Source organism: Catonella sp. (assembly GCF_052173895.1).
Lineage (GTDB): Bacteria > Bacillota > Clostridia > Lachnospirales > Lachnospiraceae > Catonella.
This window is the reverse complement of record NZ_JBQMXS010000002.1, coordinates 20315-32135: the sequence shown is the minus strand read 5'-3', so window position 1 is coordinate 32135 and position 11821 is coordinate 20315. Positions and strand designations below refer to the sequence as shown.

Below are 11821 nucleotides of genomic sequence, written 5' to 3'. Positions count from 1 at the left end.
ATGATAATAATAGGCGAAACTCTCATAACAGAAGGACTTATGAAGTCCGATATGATAAGGGAAAAGGTTATTACTTCCCTTAAAAAGGGGAAGTTTTCGCCTATTGGTGCATTCGGAATATTTGAACCTCAGAATCCGAATAATTTATATGAAATAATTGAGTTAAATGAGTTAAGAAAAACTCCGTACAGGAAGTCAAAATACAGGCTGATAGCCCTGACAGGTTCAAAGGCTGAGGCAATAATGCTGGTAGCAAGACTTTGGATGAAAAAAGAGGGGCAGAAGGAGTAAATAAGTTGGAAATTATAGGCATTCTGTTGGCAGGCCTTAAGATGATAGGTTTGGGTCTGCTTTTATTACTGCTTTTACTGCTTGTCATAATTTTAGTGTTTTTATTTGTACCGTTTACCTATAAGTTTAATTTAAAATATACAGATAAGCAATTTGGCATTAAAGGAGAAATTAGTTTCCTACTTAGACTTATAAGGCTTAAGTTTAGTTATGAAAATGGCATGTTTTATAGTTTAAAAATTGCTTTTTTTACTCTACTTGCCAGTGACAAACCGGTGAAAAAAAAGAAGAAAATTTCTAAACAACAGTTTAAGTCTGAAACAAAAGAGGACATAGAGGGTGAATTTGCCAAAAAGTCTGATACAAGAAATAAAGAGAAAGTAAATAAAGAGTGTGACTTAGAAAATATAGAAATAAAAGCAAAGGTATCTTTGTTTTCTAAGATAAGGAAGAATATAGAAAGACTAAAGTATAAATGGAAGATCTTTAAGGACAGGTTAAAAAATATTAACTTAAAAAAAGAAACTATAATTAACTTTTTGAATTCAGAAGGTACGGTAGATGGAGTAGGATATCTTTTAGCGCAGGGAAAGAGGCTAGTAAAGATGATTTGTCCTAAGTATATAAAAGGCTGGGTTAGATTTGGAACCGGAGATGTGTATACTGAAGGGAAGTATCTTTCGTATTTATGTCTAATATATCCTTTTTTGGGAAGACAGTTTGAAATCATACCTGAATGGGATGAGGAAGTGATTGAGATGGATGTCTTTTTTTCAGGCAGAATAACTATGTTTATAATAATTTTAGTTATTTTAAAAATATTGTTTAGTAAACGGGTTAAGCTATTAAGAAAAAATTTTAACAGATGCAAAATAATTTTTGAAAAAAACTAGGAGAGTAAGTATGGCCAGTAATAATTTTGATGAAACAATGACAGCCTTATTTAAGGGGATGGATGGTTTTATAACAAGTAAAACTGTGGTAGGAGATGCAATAAAATTTGAAGATGGAACTACCATACTTCCCTTAGTGGATGTTTCTTTTGGTGCAGGTGCAGGTGCTTTTGCGAGTGAATCCAAGAAGAAAGATAATGGAGTAGGAGCTATGTCCGGAAAAATTACTCCTAGTTCAGTGCTAGTTATTAAAAATGGCAGTGTGCGTCTTGTAAATATTAAAAATCAAGATCTTATAACCAAGCTCTTGGATATGATACCTGAATTTTCAGCAAAATTCTCTGATATGATGGGAAAGAATAAGGGTGAGCAGGAAGAGGTTATAAAGGAAGAAAAAATTCCGGAAACTGAAGAAGAGCTTGCGAAAAAATTGAATAAGTAAAATTAGTTTTGAGGAAAAGAGGAAAGAAATGGTAGATAATCTTACTTTGCTTACAGATTTTTATGAGTTGACTATGATGCAGGGGTATTTTAAGAATAAAAAAGATCCGACAGTGGTGTTTGATATGTTTTATAGACATAATCCGTCAGACAACGGGTTTGCAGTGGCAGCAGGGCTTGAACAGGTTATAGAGGTTATAAAAAACTTGAATTTTAATTATGAAGATGTGGAATATCTACGCTCTCTTAAGATATTTGATGAGGATTTTTTGGATTATCTTTCAGGTTTTCATTTTACAGGTGATATATATGCAGTACCTGAAGGGACAGTTGTATTTCCTATGGAGCCGTTAGTTAAAGTAGTTGCTCCTATTATGCAGGCTCAGCTCATTGAAACTGTAATTTTAAATTTGATAAATCATCAGAGCCTTATAGCGACCAAAGCTACTAGGGTTTGCTATGCGGCTGAGGGTGACTTTGTAATGGAATTCGGTCTTAGGAGGGCACAAGGGCCGGATGCGGGAACTCTTGGAGCAAGGGCAGCAGTTATAGGTGGCTGTGCAGGCACAAGTAATGTAATCTGTGCCAAGAAATTCGGAGTGCCTGCCCTAGGTACCCATGCTCATAGCTGGATAATGAGTTTTCCGGATGAGTATACAGCATTTAAGGAGTATGCAAGCCTCTATCCTGACAATGCAATTTTATTAGTAGATACCTATGATACTCTTCGTTCAGGAGTACCTAATGCAATAAGGGTATTTAAGGAAATGAAGGAAAGAGGTATAAGTACGGGACGATACGGAATAAGAATTGATAGTGGGGATCTTGCATATATTTCAAAACAAGCAAGAAAGATGCTTGATGCAGCAGGATTTAGTGATGCAAGCATAGTAGCATCATCAGATTTGGATGAGAATTTGATTTCATCGCTTAAACTTCAGAAAGCAAGTATAGACTCATGGGGGGTTGGCACAAAGCTGATAACAAGTGCGGATTGCCCTGCCTTTGGAGGAGTATACAAACTTGCGGCTATTCAGAGCGAGGACGGTAATTTTGAGCCTAAGATTAAGCTTTCTGAAAATACTTGGAAGATAACCAATCCGGGTAATAAGACGGTGTTTAGGATTTATGACATGGAGGGGAAGATTAAAGGTGATCTCATAGCATTTTCGGATGAAACAATAAGCGAAGATGAAGAATATATGATGTTTGATCCGATAGAAACTTGGAAGAAAACCCACCTAATTCCGGGAGAATTTAAAGTAAGGGAACTTCTTGTACCAATCTTTCTTAAAGGACAGTGTGTATATACCTCTCCTAGTGTAATGGAAATTAGGGACTATTGTGCGAAAGAGTTAGATACATTGTGGGATGAAACCAGAAGACTTGTCAATCCACATGAAGTCCATGTAGATTTGACACAGAGGTTATGGGATGCAAAGAAAAAATTGCTTGATGATTATAACAATGCTCTTAGAACAGATAAAAAGGTTACAGAGCTGTAGCAGGAGATAGAATGAGACTGATTTTAGTAGGGATTTTGTTAACTTTATTTGGAATATTCAGCATAGTAGGTATTCCCTTGCTTTTTCTTATAGGAAAAGTAAATGCTAGTTTACAACAGAAAATAAGCTGCTCTATAGTAAAAATAATGTTTGGAAAGATATTATTTTTATCAGGAATAAAGAAGAAAGTCATAGGTGTGGAAAGAGTTCCAAAAGATGAACCGGTGCTTTTTATATTTAACCACAGAGGATTTTTTGATGTGATACTTGCATTTTACACAGTTCCTGTACTTGCAGGATTTGTGTCAAAGAAGGAAATTGCAAAAGTACCGGGACTTAGAATATGGATGAGATTCATACGTTGTGTCTTTTTAGATAGGGAGAATCCTCGTGAAGGCATTAAGGCGATACTTAAGGGAATAGAAACAATTAAGTCAGGAACTTCAATGTTTATCTCACCGGAGGGTACCAGATATAGTGGAGAGGGTATGTTGGAGTTCAAACCCGGAAGTTTGAAGATGGCTGAAAAGGCAGGTTGTCCTATAGTACCGGTTGCAATTACTAATGCAAATAAGGTTTTTGAAGATCACCTGCCTTGGATTAAGTCTACGGAGATGACTATAGAGTACGGAGAACCTATCTTAATACACGAACTTTCCAAAGAGGCTAGGATGAAACTTCTTGAAAATTGTAGAGAAAAAGTGCTTGAATTATACGAGAAAAATCTATAATAGTTAGCTTAATTTTATTTTAGTATTATTTGACTCTTCTTATCAATATTTAAGTGTGATATACTGGTTAAAAGGAGGGGTATGTTATGGAATTAGCGAAACCAAAGATTTATACAGAGGAAGATTATTATAGTTTACCGGAAAATATTCGTGCCGAGCTGATAGATGGAGATTTGATTTATAATCAGGCTGCTCCATCGAGAAAACATCAGACTATACTTATGGAACTTGCAGGAACAATACGAAACTATATTAAGGCAAAAGCAGGTTCCTGCCATATATATCCTGCACCATTTGCTGTTAAACTGATGGAAGACAGGAATACTATAGTAGAGCCTGATATCAGTGTTATCTGTGATGAAGATAAACTTACTGACAGAGGCTGTACAGGAGCGCCGGACTGGATTATAGAAATTGTATCACCGGGTAATCCAAGGCATGATTATGTGCTTAAGTTGAATCTTTATAATGAGGCAGGAGTAAGAGAATATTGGATAGTTGATCCTGAAAAGGAAAGTGTATGGGTGTATTATTTTGAAGAATCAGAGTTTAAAGCCGAGACTTATTCTTTTAAGGATGAAATTAAAGTCAATATTTATGATGATTTGTATATAGATTTTAAAGAGATTGAACTGTAATAAAATCCCTTCTGATTAAAATAAATTCAGAAGGGATTATTTTGTCTTTGCACAAATAATGTGCCTCATTAAGCTTTATGGTCATCATTTCTATATTGCAATGTAACTTTATAGCTCTTTATTGCTGTATGAAATTATTGATATTTTTAATGATATTAAATATATTAGTAAAGTTGAGATTAGCAGGATAATAATTAATAAACTATCATTTAAATTTTTTAAAAAGTCAAAATTAATTTTAATTCTTAGCTTAGATATAATTGTAGGACCTAATGAAATTAGGACAATAACGGACATTACAATATATCGCCCTGCTCTGACACCAAACAAGGTAGTTAGCAATAAGTACAATGAAGCGGTGATAATGAAGACAAAAATTGAGGTAACGAAATTCATTATTGTAATGTTTCCTAATTCAGTAATAAAAAATGATTCAATAAAATATATAAAGGCAGAGTAGAAAAATACCATGATCATAAGTATATATCTTTTGATAACTTGAGTGCTTCTGCTGTATCCTATTGTGGTGATAAGGGCAGCTGCCTTGGGATATTTTTCTTCCTCTTCATCAATGCTTGAAAATAATGTCATTGCTAATAATGTGCTCATAACGGTAAGTGTAATCCCAGCCGGAATAGTCATACCACTAACTGCGAAAGTTAAAAAAGCAGGAATTAAAATAGCTACAAGCATAACAATAAGCCAGATTTTTCTTACGATAAGATAATCTTTTTTAATAAGATTAAGCATAATGTTTACCTCCTTCAATGTATGCAAGCATCAAAGCTTCAAGATTAATTCTTTCACTTATGATTTCAGGGATACTCTCTTTAAGTTCAGTTAAATGATTAGTAATTCCGGTAAATCCATATTCATTTATATTTAAGCAGATGAACAATTTTCTGTTGTTTTCAGTTAAAAATTTTTTATCCCCTTTAACAGATACAAATGAATCAAGCAAATAATCTTTATCTTCTACAAAAATAATTTTTCCATTATTTATAAATACAATAATATCAGCAAATTTATCTAAATCAGATATTATATGACTGGAATAAAATACTCCTTTGCCACCATTTTCCATGAACTCGCTTAGAATATCCAATAGCTCTTTTCGTACAAGAGGGTCAAGTCCTGATGTAGGCTCATCCATTATGAGTAACTCAGCATGATGGGATAATGCAAGGGTTAATGCGAACTTCATTTTCATTCCTTTTGATAAAGTGGAGATTTTCTGATTTTCATTTAAGGAGAATCTATTCATAAAATCACTATATATTTTTTCATCCCATTTTGTATAAGCTTTTGCAACAATATTCTTCATATCTTTCATTTTAAGAGTTTCATATAAATAACCGTCATCAAATACAATGCCTATTCTCTCTTTTATTTCTTTTTCATTTTTGTCTATATCTTTTCCAAGTATTTTTACTGTTCCTGAAATTTTCTTTGATAATCCAAGCATTGTTCTTATAGTTGTAGTTTTTCCCTGACCATTCAAGCCAATAAAACCTGCAACACAACCGGTTGGTATGGAAATTGAAACATTTGATAATTCAAAATTTTCATATTTTTTATATAGTCCATTAATTTCAATAACATTATTCATAATCAATCCTCCTCGTACAAAATATCCATCATACTGTTCAAATCTTCTTTTGTTATCTGTAAAGATTTTGCGGTCTGAATAAGTTCTGCCATTTTATTCTCAATCAATCTTCTCTTTGCATCTTGTAAAAGCTCAATATTTCCGGTTGATACAAAAGTTCCAAGTCCTGCTTGGCTTACAACAAATCCTTCTGACTCCAGCTCATTATACACTCTTCGTATAGTCAGTACACTTACCTGTAAATCGTTGGCAAAAGTCCTGATAGATGGAAGAGAATCTCCCTCGGCTAATTCTTCTTTTAGAATACTATCTTTTATCTGGTCTTTTATTTGCTGGTATAGTGGTACATTGGAGTTATTAGAAATAATTATTTTCAAAAGCATCGTCCTTTCAACTTTTAATGTGATGTTTATTAATACACATTATATACTATATAACCATAGTAGTCAAGGATAAAGAATTTTCAATATAGTGGGAAATTATAAAAAAAATTTGGTAATTATATAGAAATATGATAAAATATCTATTATGAAGGGAGGAATGAGTTATGGAATTAGCAAAGCCAAAACTTTATACAGAAGAAGATTACTACAGTTTACCGGAAAATATAAGAGCTGAACTTATAGATGGAGATTTGATTTACAATCAGGCTGCTCCATCGAGAAAACATCAGACTATACTTATGGAACTTGCAGGAACAATACGAAACTATATTAAGGCAAAAGCAGGTTCCTGCCATATATATCCTGCACCATTTGCTGTTAAACTGATGGAAGACAGGAATACTATAGTAGAGCCTGATATCAGTGTTATCTGTGATGAAGATAAACTTACTGACAGAGGCTGTACAGGAGCGCCGGACTGGATTATAGAAATTGTATCACCGGGTAATCCAAGGCATGATTATGTGCTTAAGTTGAATCTTTATAATGAGGCAGGAGTAAGAGAATATTGGATAGTTGATCCTGAAAAGGAAAGTGTATGGGTGTATTATTTTGAAGAATCAGAGTTTAAAGCCGAGACTTATTCTTTTAAGGATGAAATTAAGGTTAATATTTATGAGGATTTATATATAAATTTTTCTGAGTTTGCAGACTAAAGCTGGGGAAAAGGGGATTGGTATTATGAAATTATTGAAAAGTCCATTTAATATTATTAATAAGATTGGAGCTGTATTTTTACTAATACTAATTGTGGCAGAGAAATTTCGATTTATTTCATTAGAAAATAGCTTAGCTTTGCTTTTAAATATTTCATTTGCAATTTGCTTAGGATTTTTATTATATTCAATAACCAATAATGTTAAAAAAGATAATTTAATTAAGGACGGTTTACCTTTTGATGCTAAAATATTAGGGATAAATAATACTTATTTAGGATTTAGAATTGGAGGATTCCAATATTGTAGATTTAACTTGAGTTATCAAAATCAATACAATGAAACAGTATACAAAGAAAGTGAGATGCTATATTTCAGTAGAAATGATTTTTCATATATAAGAAATTTAAATAATTATGAACTTAATAGGTTGTTTAAGGTAAAGGTTTATGTGGCAAAGGACGGTTCAGGTAAATATTTGACAGAAGTCTATAGGAAAATAAGGTGAAACTTTAAAAGAAATACCTGTGTTGTTATCATATTTCTGGTTGGTATACTCTTTTCAATCATTAAGAATAGAACGAATAACAGGATGTGATAGCAACAATAAAAGAAAACCCCTTCTGATTAAACTCCAATCAGAAGGGGTTCTTCTACATATTTACACAGCTTCCTGCTGTTTTTCTTTATAATGATGTTTCTCTTCAAGCATCATATCCTTAACCTTCATAAGTCTTATCTGAGTACTTCTTTCGTTCTCGTCAAGTTTCATGGTTATCATCTTGATATTAGCCTGTAAGGTAGGTATCATAACGTATTCAAGAGCATTAACACGTCTTCTTGTCTTTTCAATTTCAGCAGCCATAAGCGAGCAGGACTTCTCTACCTCTGCGAGGGTGATAAGATCCTTCTGAATACTTGAAAGAGAGAGAACGGCAGTGTCAAGGTCGCTTGAAGTAAAGGCAAAACCATAAGAGTATATATCGCCTTCATCGCTGGTTCTGGCCTTTGTTTCAAATTGAGGTATATTAACACTCATTACATTACGGGTGCTTACCTCGACTGTCAATTCCTGTTTAGGTGCCATAAAGGCAACTCTTACAGTCTCATCTGACATAGTAGAGCGGGCTATAACAAAGTTCTTATTGGCATCAGCAAGATCTGCCTCAACTTTTTCACGAAGAGCTTTGTTTTTTCTAACAAGATCAAGGAACTCACGCATAAGCTCATCACGCTTGTCTTTGAGGAGTTTATGTCCTCTAGTAGCAGTAATAAGTTTACCTTTAAGTCTGGTAAGTTCCATTCTTGTAGCATTTACAGTTGCCAAATTTTCACCTCCCTTGATAATTGATAATAACAAACTTTACGCACAATCTATTTCGTATCGTTACCCACAATAACCTTGCGAATAAGTTTGTAAGCAAGCTTACACTTATTCGCAAGCATTATGGAGTCGTTTATGCGTTTATTTCTTATCGTAGTACTTGTCAAGGTATTCATCTCTGATTCTCTTCAGCTCACTTCTAGGAAGGATTCTAAGGAGATCCCAGCCGATGTTTAAGGTTTCTTCAATACTTCTATCTGTTCTAAAGCCCTGTGATACATAAACGGCTTCAAATTCATCTGCAAACTTAGCATAGAGCTTATCTATATCTGAAAGAGCTGCCTCACCGAGGATGACCATAAGCTCTTTAGCATCCTTACCACGAGCATAAGCTGAGAACAGCTGGTTCATGGTATTTGCATGATCTGCTCTAGTCTTGCCCTCACCGATACCCTTATCCTTAAGACGGGAAAGAGATGGGAGAACGTTGATAGGTGGCTCAATCTTCTTACGGTAAAGATCACGTGAGAGAATAATCTGTCCCTCTGTAATATACCCTGTAAGGTCAGGGATTGGGTGAGTCTTGTCATCCTCAGGCATGGTAAGAATAGGAATCATTGTGATAGATCCGTTCTTTCCGTTCTGACGTCCTGCACGCTCATACATAGTAGCAAGGTCAGTATACATGTAACCCGGATATCCACGACGTCCAGGAACTTCCTTACGAGCTGCTGATATCTCACGAAGAGCATCTGCATAGTTAGTAATATCTGTAAGGATAACAAGTACGTGCATTCCCTTTTCGAAAGCAAGGAACTCAGCTGTGGTAAGTGCCATCTTAGGAGTAGCAATACGCTCTACAGCAGGGTCGTTTGCAAGGTTCATAAAAAGAACTGCTCTGTCAATAGCTCCTGTCTCCTTGAAGGACTCTACGAAGTAGTTAGATTCTTCAAAAGTAATACCCATAGCAGCAAAAACAACCGCAAATGGCTCATCTGTTCCTACAACCTTTGCCTGACGTGCAATCTGTGCAGCAAGCTCAGCATGTGGAAGACCTGAACCTGAGAAAATAGGAAGTTTCTGTCCACGAACAAGGGTATTAAGACCGTCAATAGCGGATACACCTGTCTGGATGAACTCCTCAGGGTAGCTTCTTGCAGCAGGGTTCATAGGAAGACCTGCTACGTCACGTCTTTCCTCAGGAAGGATTTCCGGACCGCCGTCGATAGGACGACCAAGACCGTCAAAGACACGAGAGAGCATATCCTCAGATACGCCGATCTCCATACTTCTTCCGAGGAAACGAACTTTTGAGCTTTCAAGGTTGATACCTGTTGAAGATTCGAAAAGCTGTACAAGAGCGTTACCATCATCTATTTCAAGTACCCTACATCTACGTCTGCTACCGTCAGCAAGCTCGATTTCACCGAGTTCATCGTATGCGACATCAGTTACGCCACGTACGAGCATAAGAGGACCGGCAACCTCTTGTATTGTTCTATATTCTTTTGCCATTAGAAGTCTACCTCCTGTGCAACATCATCTGCTTCTTTAGCAAGCTGTGCCTCAATTTCTTTAAATCTGGCATCAACCTTATCCTCAGCAGTATATTTAAAACGACCGATAGGTTCACGAACTTCCATAGCTATAAGCTTATTGATATTTGCACCCTTCTCAAGAGCCTCAAGACAAATATCATAGAAAGTAAGTATAAGTTTCATAAGCATAAACTGTTTATGAAGGGAAGTATAGGTATCTTCCTCCATAAATGCGTTCTGCTGGAGTAAGTCTTCTCTTACAGATCTTGCAACCTCCATCTTAAGACGATCAGGAGCTGAAAGAGCATCCTCACCAACGAGCTGAACCATTTCCTTAAGTGCTGACTCATCCTGAAGGATAGCCATTACTCTGTTCTTATATGGAACCCAGTCCTCACTGATATTTTTAGCAAACCAAGGATCCATTGTGTTATAAAGAGAATAACTCTCAAGCCAGTTGATAGCAGGGAAGTGACGCTGATAAGCAAGGTTGGCATCAAGTCTCCAGAATACCTTTACGATACGCAGAGTTGCCTGTGTAACCGGCTCAGATATATCACCGCCGGCAGGGGAAACCGCACCGATAACTGAGAGGCTTCCTTCTTTATCCTCCTCGCCAAGTACCTTAACCCTGCCTGCACGCTCATAGAACTGTGCAAGACGAGAACCAAGGTAAGCAGGGTAACCTTCTTCACCCGGCATTTCCTCAAGACGACCTGACATCTCACGAAGAGCCTCTGCCCAACGGGAAGTGGAGTCAGCCATGAGAGCTACTGAATATCCCATATCTCTAAAATACTCAGCTATGGTAATACCTGTATATACACTTGCCTCACGAGCCGCAACCGGCATATCTGAGGTATTTGCAATAAGTACTGTTCTTTCCATAAGAGAGTGACCTGTCTTAGGATCGATAAGCTCTGGGAACTCGTTAAGAACGTCTGTCATCTCATTTCCACGCTCACCGCAACCGATATAAACTACAATGTCTGCCTCAGCCCATTTTGCAAGCTGATGCTGAACTACTGTCTTACCTGAACCGAAAGGCCCCGGAACAGCAGCAACACCGCCCTTAGCAATAGGGAAGAGGGTATCAACTATTCTCTGTCCTGTGATAAGCGGCATATCAGGAGAAAGTTTCTGCTTGTAAGGACGCTCCTTACGAACAGGCCATTTCTGCATAAGACCAACTTCTTTAAGTTCGCCGTTAGCATTTTTAACCTTAGCTACCATATCTGTAATTTTGTAATCACCTTCAGCGATTTCAGTGATTTCACCATCTACACCGATAGGAGCAAGGATTTTGTGTGAAACTACCTGTGTTTCCTGAACTGTTCCGATTATATCACCATGTGTAACTTTGTCACCTACTTTTTTGGCAGGTATAAAATGCCATACTTTTTCTCTTTTAAGTGCAGGAACTTCAACACCGCGACTGAGGAGATTGCCTCCTGTTACCTTCATAATGTCATCGAGAGGGCGCTGAATTCCGTCATAAATACTTCCGATAAGACCAGGTCCTAACTCAACACTCATAGGAAGTCCTGTTGACTCAACAGGTGCTCCTGGAGCAAGACCGGAGGTTTCTTCATAAACCTGTATAGAAGCTTCATCACCGTGCATTTCGATGATTTCTCCTATAAGACGCTGTTCACTTACACGAACAACGTCGAACATATTTGCTCCGCCCATACCTCTTGCTATAACAAGAGGTCCGGCGATTTTTTTGATTGTCCCTGTATTCATTTTTAT

At 36.4% G+C, this 11821-nt stretch carries 14 protein-coding genes; 8 read left to right on the top strand and 6 right to left on the bottom strand.

Annotated features, from left to right (window positions below):
• The 6 genes from ACTTG8_RS00670 (at window position 1) to ACTTG8_RS00645 (ending at window position 4499) form a co-directional block, all read left to right on the top strand.
• Window positions 1–291 (top strand): hypothetical protein, encoded by a 291-nt coding sequence (locus ACTTG8_RS00670; protein ID WP_442560225.1) that lies wholly within the window; start codon window positions 1–3, stop codon window positions 289–291.
• Complete coding sequence (locus ACTTG8_RS00665; RefSeq protein WP_442560224.1) at window positions 261–1184, top strand: hypothetical protein; 924 nt, start codon at window positions 261–263, stop codon at window positions 1182–1184. Before ACTTG8_RS00670 ends, ACTTG8_RS00665 begins: the two co-directional genes overlap by 31 nt.
• Before the next feature lie 10 nt (window positions 1185–1194).
• Window positions 1195–1626 carry a GerW family sporulation protein gene (locus tag ACTTG8_RS00660; RefSeq protein ID WP_442560223.1) on the top strand — a complete coding sequence of 144 codons (432 nt, stop codon included), beginning with the start codon at window positions 1195–1197 and terminating at the stop codon, window positions 1624–1626.
• 28 nt (window positions 1627–1654) lie between these two features.
• A complete protein-coding gene (locus ACTTG8_RS00655) occupies window positions 1655–3130 on the top strand; it encodes a nicotinate phosphoribosyltransferase (protein ID WP_442560222.1) in 1476 nt (491 codons plus the stop codon).
• An 11-nt stretch (window positions 3131–3141) separates the two neighbouring features.
• The gene (locus ACTTG8_RS00650; protein WP_442560221.1) at window positions 3142–3861 is read left to right on the top strand and encodes a lysophospholipid acyltransferase family protein; all 720 of its coding nucleotides are present in this window, start codon (window positions 3142–3144) and stop codon (window positions 3859–3861) included.
• A gap of 86 nt (window positions 3862–3947) precedes the next feature.
• Entirely contained in the window at window positions 3948–4499 is a 552-nt protein-coding gene (locus ACTTG8_RS00645) for a Uma2 family endonuclease (protein WP_442560220.1), read from the top strand.
• A gap of 108 nt (window positions 4500–4607) precedes the next feature.
• On the opposite strand, the gene ACTTG8_RS00640 is transcribed toward ACTTG8_RS00645, so the two are convergent.
• Genes ACTTG8_RS00640 through ACTTG8_RS00630 form a run of 3 tightly spaced genes read right to left on the bottom strand, consistent with a single transcriptional unit; the run spans window position 4608 to window position 6491 of the window.
• Window positions 4608–5249: an ABC-2 transporter permease gene (locus ACTTG8_RS00640; protein WP_442560219.1), complete on the bottom strand. Its 642-nt coding sequence runs from the start codon at window positions 5247–5249 to the stop codon at window positions 4608–4610.
• The gene (locus ACTTG8_RS00635; RefSeq protein WP_442560218.1) at window positions 5242–6108 is read right to left on the bottom strand and encodes an ABC transporter ATP-binding protein; all 867 of its coding nucleotides are present in this window, start codon (window positions 6106–6108) and stop codon (window positions 5242–5244) included. Before ACTTG8_RS00635 ends, ACTTG8_RS00640 begins: the two co-directional genes overlap by 8 nt.
• Before the next feature lie 2 nt (window positions 6109–6110).
• A complete protein-coding gene (locus tag ACTTG8_RS00630) occupies window positions 6111–6491 on the bottom strand; it encodes a GntR family transcriptional regulator (RefSeq protein WP_442560217.1) in 381 nt (126 codons plus the stop codon).
• 164 nt (window positions 6492–6655) lie between these two features.
• Here ACTTG8_RS00630 and ACTTG8_RS00625 point away from each other — a divergent pair, with 164 nt between their 5' ends.
• Window positions 6656–7207 (top strand): Uma2 family endonuclease, encoded by a 552-nt coding sequence (locus ACTTG8_RS00625; protein WP_442560216.1) that lies wholly within the window; start codon window positions 6656–6658, stop codon window positions 7205–7207.
• Between the two features lie 25 nt (window positions 7208–7232).
• On the top strand, window positions 7233–7715 hold the full coding sequence (locus ACTTG8_RS00620) for a hypothetical protein (RefSeq protein WP_442560215.1): 483 nt from the start codon (window positions 7233–7235) through the stop codon (window positions 7713–7715).
• A 153-nt stretch (window positions 7716–7868) separates the two neighbouring features.
• Here ACTTG8_RS00620 and ACTTG8_RS00615 read toward each other — a convergent pair whose 3' ends face one another.
• The 3 genes from ACTTG8_RS00615 to ACTTG8_RS00605 form a co-directional block, all read right to left on the bottom strand.
• Complete coding sequence (locus ACTTG8_RS00615; RefSeq protein WP_442560214.1) at window positions 7869–8534, bottom strand: V-type ATP synthase subunit D; 666 nt, start codon at window positions 8532–8534, stop codon at window positions 7869–7871.
• A gap of 138 nt (window positions 8535–8672) precedes the next feature.
• Window positions 8673–10046, bottom strand: a complete 1374-nt coding sequence (locus tag ACTTG8_RS00610) for a V-type ATP synthase subunit B (RefSeq protein WP_023354313.1) — start codon at window positions 10044–10046, stop codon at window positions 8673–8675.
• Window positions 10046–11815 carry a V-type ATP synthase subunit A gene (locus tag ACTTG8_RS00605; RefSeq protein WP_442560213.1) on the bottom strand — a complete coding sequence of 590 codons (1770 nt, stop codon included), beginning with the start codon at window positions 11813–11815 and terminating at the stop codon, window positions 10046–10048. Before ACTTG8_RS00605 ends, ACTTG8_RS00610 begins: the two co-directional genes overlap by 1 nt.
• Window positions 11816–11821 lie beyond the last annotated feature (6 nt).

What these genes read in the sequence shown, in the direction of transcription:
- ACTTG8_RS00670 (WP_442560225.1), top strand. Translation starts at nt 1, where the DNA reads ATGATAATAATAGGCGAAACTCTCATAACAGAAGGACTTATGAAGTCC.
- ACTTG8_RS00660 (WP_442560223.1), top strand. Translation starts at nt 1,195, where the DNA reads ATGGCCAGTAATAATTTTGATGAAACAATGACAGCCTTATTTAAGGGG.
- ACTTG8_RS00655 (WP_442560222.1), top strand. Translation starts at nt 1,655, where the DNA reads ATGGTAGATAATCTTACTTTGCTTACAGATTTTTATGAGTTGACTATG.
- ACTTG8_RS00650 (WP_442560221.1), top strand. Translation starts at nt 3,142, where the DNA reads ATGAGACTGATTTTAGTAGGGATTTTGTTAACTTTATTTGGAATATTC.
- ACTTG8_RS00645 (WP_442560220.1), top strand. Translation starts at nt 3,948, where the DNA reads ATGGAATTAGCGAAACCAAAGATTTATACAGAGGAAGATTATTATAGT.
- ACTTG8_RS00640 (WP_442560219.1), bottom strand. Translation starts at nt 5,249, where the DNA reads ATGCTTAATCTTATTAAAAAAGATTATCTTATCGTAAGAAAAATCTGG.
- ACTTG8_RS00635 (WP_442560218.1), bottom strand. Translation starts at nt 6,108, where the DNA reads ATGAATAATGTTATTGAAATTAATGGACTATATAAAAAATATGAAAAT.
- ACTTG8_RS00630 (WP_442560217.1), bottom strand. Translation starts at nt 6,491, where the DNA reads ATGCTTTTGAAAATAATTATTTCTAATAACTCCAATGTACCACTATAC.
- ACTTG8_RS00625 (WP_442560216.1), top strand. Translation starts at nt 6,656, where the DNA reads ATGGAATTAGCAAAGCCAAAACTTTATACAGAAGAAGATTACTACAGT.
- ACTTG8_RS00620 (WP_442560215.1), top strand. Translation starts at nt 7,233, where the DNA reads ATGAAATTATTGAAAAGTCCATTTAATATTATTAATAAGATTGGAGCT.
- ACTTG8_RS00610 (WP_023354313.1), bottom strand. Translation starts at nt 10,046, where the DNA reads ATGGCAAAAGAATATAGAACAATACAAGAGGTTGCCGGTCCTCTTATG.
- ACTTG8_RS00605 (WP_442560213.1), bottom strand. Translation starts at nt 11,815, where the DNA reads ATGAATACAGGGACAATCAAAAAAATCGCCGGACCTCTTGTTATAGCA.